A 4,225-nucleotide genomic window follows, 5' to 3' on the forward strand; every position below is an offset into this window, starting at 1 on the left:
CTTTATCCGTTGCCCCTATCGTTTGAGTATTTTCAGAACCTGCTAGACGATACTCTATTACCGCATCAGCTTCGCTGCTATCTGATTGCCACATAATGGTACGGCTTGTGCTATTATCTTGAGCGACAATTTGTCGAATATAACGGCCTTCAGAATCAAGAAGCGGTTTAATCTCTTGGCCACTTACGACAGCCGCAGTCCGAGCTATACGACTCTGTATGGCATCCTTATATACATAGCCTCCAGTAACTAAAGCAGCTAGCGCTACAATAGCTACAGTCATTTTTACTAATCTATTTCTTCTCATAAAATTCTTGAACATCTACGTTTCTATATCTAGCAGAAATACATCCCAACATATTTAATTGCGGTATATTCCATTCATTAGGTAAATAGATATCACAGGTAAGCTCATCACCTATAGAGTTATTAGCTATAAATTGATAGCGCCCCAGTTCTTCATTACTACATACTCTTTCAACCTGATTTAAAGTAGTGTCACCCCAAAATCGACTAAATTCATTCCAAATAGTTTCTGCATCAGCTTGAGATAGCTCAACTAGTAAACTATATTTTATGCCAACTTTGCAGCGTTTTTTTAAGCCCTTTTCACCAGTACTACAAACCTTAGTAGAACCTTTATCCAAAGACCATTCTAGCCCATCCAATGATTGAACTTCGGTGGAAATAAGATCTTTAAATTTTGAAAAGTCTCCGAGAAAATGTTTACACGCTACCTCAAATGTATCTAGTCTATCCATATTGCTCAATTCACAATACCTCTATTAAATTATTTACCTATTATTTTTCGTAGTATTGTTTCATTTGTGTATAGCCATTAACGATGACTTCGATTTCACCTGTTCTAGGATGGAAAATAAGGCCATGAACAGGCACATCTTTAGGAATTAACGGGTTCATACGCAATTCGTCTACTGTTTCTTCTACATTTTCTGCAGGATGTGTAAAACCATCAGCCCAGCGTTCCATTTCTTTTCGTACCATATGGATTGCTTCTGGCGCAATGCCACGAGCTAACATTTTTTCTGTTAAATCTTTCGCTGTAGTTTTAGCCATACCACATTCATGGTGACCAATGATAAAGATTTCGTTAACGCCTAGTTCATAGATACAAACGAGTAAGCTACGTACAATGCCATCAAAAGGACCTGTAATACAGTTACCAGCAGTCTTTACGATTTTCGCTTCACCACGGCCAATATCCATAGAATCTTCTAAGAAGTTTACAAGGCGCGTATCCATACACGTAACAATAGCCATTTCACGACTTGGCATTTTACTGCACTTTGTATCTGTTTCTACGTAACCTGTATTTTGATCTTCTACATATTCACGATTATGGGCTAAAATATCTTCTAATAAACTCATAGTACCTCCTATATAAAAAAGACCTTGGCATACAACCAAGGTCTCTATATTAATAATGGTCGATATAAATATTATATCATATCGAGTTGTACACGTTTTAAATCACTAGCAAGCTTAACGCTATTATTCTCTAAAATAGATTTATAATAGCTGCAGCTACACCTTATCTATCTGGTGTAGATAACGCTTCAATAGCAACGCTACCACCGCGCACGACTTCAATGCGGTTGACGAACATATCTTTAAATAGTGCAATCATGTCATTATTTTTAGATACTGTTTTAACACATTGTACGAGAACAGACTTACGATTGTAATCCACAACTAATAAATCAAAGGTTTGGGCAATGCGGAAGATTTCTTGCTTATCCGCTTCTTTACAGCTATTAACCTTGATAAATAGTAATTCTTTTTTCGTAATCGGCATATCCGTAAAGTCGATAACCTTAATAACCTCTACACTGCGATTGAGTTGTTTAATAATTTGTTCGTATGTCAAATCATCGCATGTGAGCTCAATTGTCATACGAGACATAGTAGGATCTTCCGTTTCCCCTACAGTCAATGTATCAAGATTATAGTTTTTACCTGCGAAGAGGCCTGAAATTTTAGCCAATACACCGATTTGGTTTTCTACATACGCTGAAATACAGCGTTTTTCCATATGTAATTCCATAGCCCCTCCTATTTTTTATCCTTTAATAACATATCGCTTAAGGACTTACCTGCTGGTACCATTGGCAATACATTAAGTTCTGTAGGAATAATGAATTCAAGTAAGGTTGGTCCATTTTTGAAAGTATCCGCCAATTGGAATCCTTTTTCGATATCCTCTACCTTAGTAATGCGCATTGCCTTTGCACCATAAGCTTCTGCCAATTTTACAAAGTCCGGTACGTATTCAAATTCATCATTATCAATCATCTCACGTGTCACAATGGAGCTTTCATCCATCAATAAATTTGTACACGCATATCGTTTATCGTAGAACAATTGTTGCCATTGGCGTACGTTACCAAGGAAGCCATTATTCAAAATAATAAGTGTTACAGGTAAGCGATAGTGCATAGCCGTAGCAAATTCTTGGATATTCATTTGTACGCCACCATCACCACAGATAGCAAATACACGTTTATCAGGGTTGCCGATTTGAGCACCTAAGGCAGCTGGGAACCCATAACCCATCGTGCCAAGGCCACCAGAGGTCAACATTTGATGTTGTCCTTTAAGTTCAAGGAATTGTGTGGTCCATAATTGGTTTTGTCCTACATCAGTAGCAACAATAGGGCGTGCATAGTGATTATTGATGTAGTCAATAACTATTTGAGGTGTTAAGCCTACCTCATCCGCTTGTGTAACAGGACGTTCCGCCTTAAGCTGTTGTAATTGCTCAGTCCACTCACCAAGATCATGAGGTTCAATATATTCCAATAGTTTTTCAATGGCCAATTTAGCATCTGCTACGATTGGAATATCTACCTTAATATTCTTAGAAATAGATGCTGCATCCACGTCGATATGGATAATCTTACAATTTTGTGCAAAGGTACTTAACTTGCCTGTAATACGGTCGTTAAAGCGGGTACCAATGGAAATCATAACATCGCAATCCGTAAGAGCCACATTCGGAGCATAGCCACCATGAATACCAATATTGCCAAGGTATAAAGGATGACGACTATCGATGGCACCTTTCCCCATCAATGTAGTTACAACAGGAATGCCTGTTTTCTCCACTAGCTGCATCATAAGATCGTTAGCACCACTAATGCTAACGCCGCCACCTAATAGGAATAGAGGTCGTTTAGCCTTGCTGATAATGGAGCACGCCTTTTTAACTTGGCCTACGTGAACTGTTGTATTTGGTTTATAGCCACGAATATTAACCTCTGTAGGATACTCATCGGAGCCCATAGCCTTTTGAATATTTTTAGGAATATCAACTAGCACAGGACCAGGACGGCCTGTACGAGCAATATAAAAGGCTTCTTTCAAAATACGGCCCAGCTCTTTACGGTCACGAACAGTAACAGCATATTTACAAACATTCCGAACGATACCAACAGTATCCACCTCTTGGAATGCATCGTTACCCATAAGCCCTAGGTCAACTTGGCCCGTAATACATACGAGAGGAACACTGTCAGAATAAGCTGTAGCAATACCTGTTACAAGATTGGTAGCACCCGGTCCAGAGGTTACCATACATACCCCTACTTTACCTGTACTACGAGCATAACCGTCTGCTGCATGAGCCAATGCTTGCTCATGACGTGGCAAAATTACTTTTACCTTGTCCTGCTTATATAATTCATCCATGATATCGATAGTGGCCGCCCCAGGATAGTTGAATAGGATATCTACCTGCTCCTCTTGAAGGGCTTTTACCACATATGCTGCGCCTGAAATCATAGGTGCCTCCTTATCTATGTAAAACATGCATATTCTGTTCTCAATATTCTCATTTTGTATATCTAAAAAATTGAATATCTTATATAGATGTGTTATACTCAGTAGTGTACCACATGTTGTGGTACATGAGTATGTATTAAATCTCAAATTTATAGAAATATATGTTAATTATGTCTGGAAAGGACTGTAAAATCATGAAAGAAATCTTAGGTTTCCACTTAAACGGTTGCCCTTATTGTGCAAACGCATTCCGTGCTATCGATGAACTCGTTGCAGAAAACCCTGCATATGCAGACATTCATATCAACTGGGTTGAAGATCAAGATGCACATGAACTCTTCAAAACTCATCCTTATGAATACTATCCAAACTTGTGGTTCGACCTCGACAAACAATACGAGGCTCAACCTGGTGAAAGCTATGA

Annotated in this window: 6 protein-coding genes; 1 reads left to right on the forward strand and 5 read right to left on the reverse strand. The window is 38.7% G+C overall.

Annotated elements, in window-relative coordinates:
* The 5 genes from QZ055_RS08280 to ilvB all read right to left on the reverse strand — a co-directional run.
* A partial coding sequence (locus QZ055_RS08280) for a fibronectin type III domain-containing protein (protein ID WP_295826061.1) occupies positions 1-307 on the reverse strand: 307 nt, incomplete at its 3' end.
* Positions 294-761 carry a hypothetical protein gene (locus tag QZ055_RS08285; protein WP_295826063.1) on the reverse strand — a complete coding sequence of 156 codons (468 nt, stop codon included), beginning with the start codon at positions 759-761 and terminating at the stop codon, positions 294-296. The genes QZ055_RS08280 and QZ055_RS08285, both read right to left, overlap by 14 nt.
* A 40-nt stretch (positions 762-801) precedes the next feature.
* On the reverse strand, positions 802-1,389 hold the full coding sequence (locus tag QZ055_RS08290) for a carbonic anhydrase (RefSeq protein WP_295826067.1): 588 nt from the start codon (positions 1,387-1,389) through the stop codon (positions 802-804).
* 163 nt (positions 1,390-1,552) lie between these two features.
* On the reverse strand, positions 1,553-2,065 hold the full coding sequence (gene ilvN, locus QZ055_RS08295; RefSeq protein WP_060924047.1) for an acetolactate synthase small subunit: 513 nt from the start codon (positions 2,063-2,065) through the stop codon (positions 1,553-1,555).
* Between the two features lie 8 nt (positions 2,066-2,073).
* Entirely contained in the window at positions 2,074-3,801 is a 1,728-nt protein-coding gene (gene ilvB, locus QZ055_RS08300) for a biosynthetic-type acetolactate synthase large subunit (protein WP_295826073.1), read from the reverse strand.
* A gap of 194 nt (positions 3,802-3,995) precedes the next feature.
* Here ilvB and QZ055_RS08305 point away from each other — a divergent pair.
* Positions 3,996-4,225, forward strand: a 230-nt coding sequence (locus tag QZ055_RS08305) for a glutaredoxin (RefSeq protein ID WP_295826079.1), incomplete at its 3' end; no start/stop codon positions are given.

Origin of the sequence: uncultured Veillonella sp. (assembly GCF_905209685.1) — a bacterium.
In the GTDB taxonomy this organism is placed as follows: Bacteria; Bacillota; Negativicutes; order Veillonellales; family Veillonellaceae; genus Veillonella.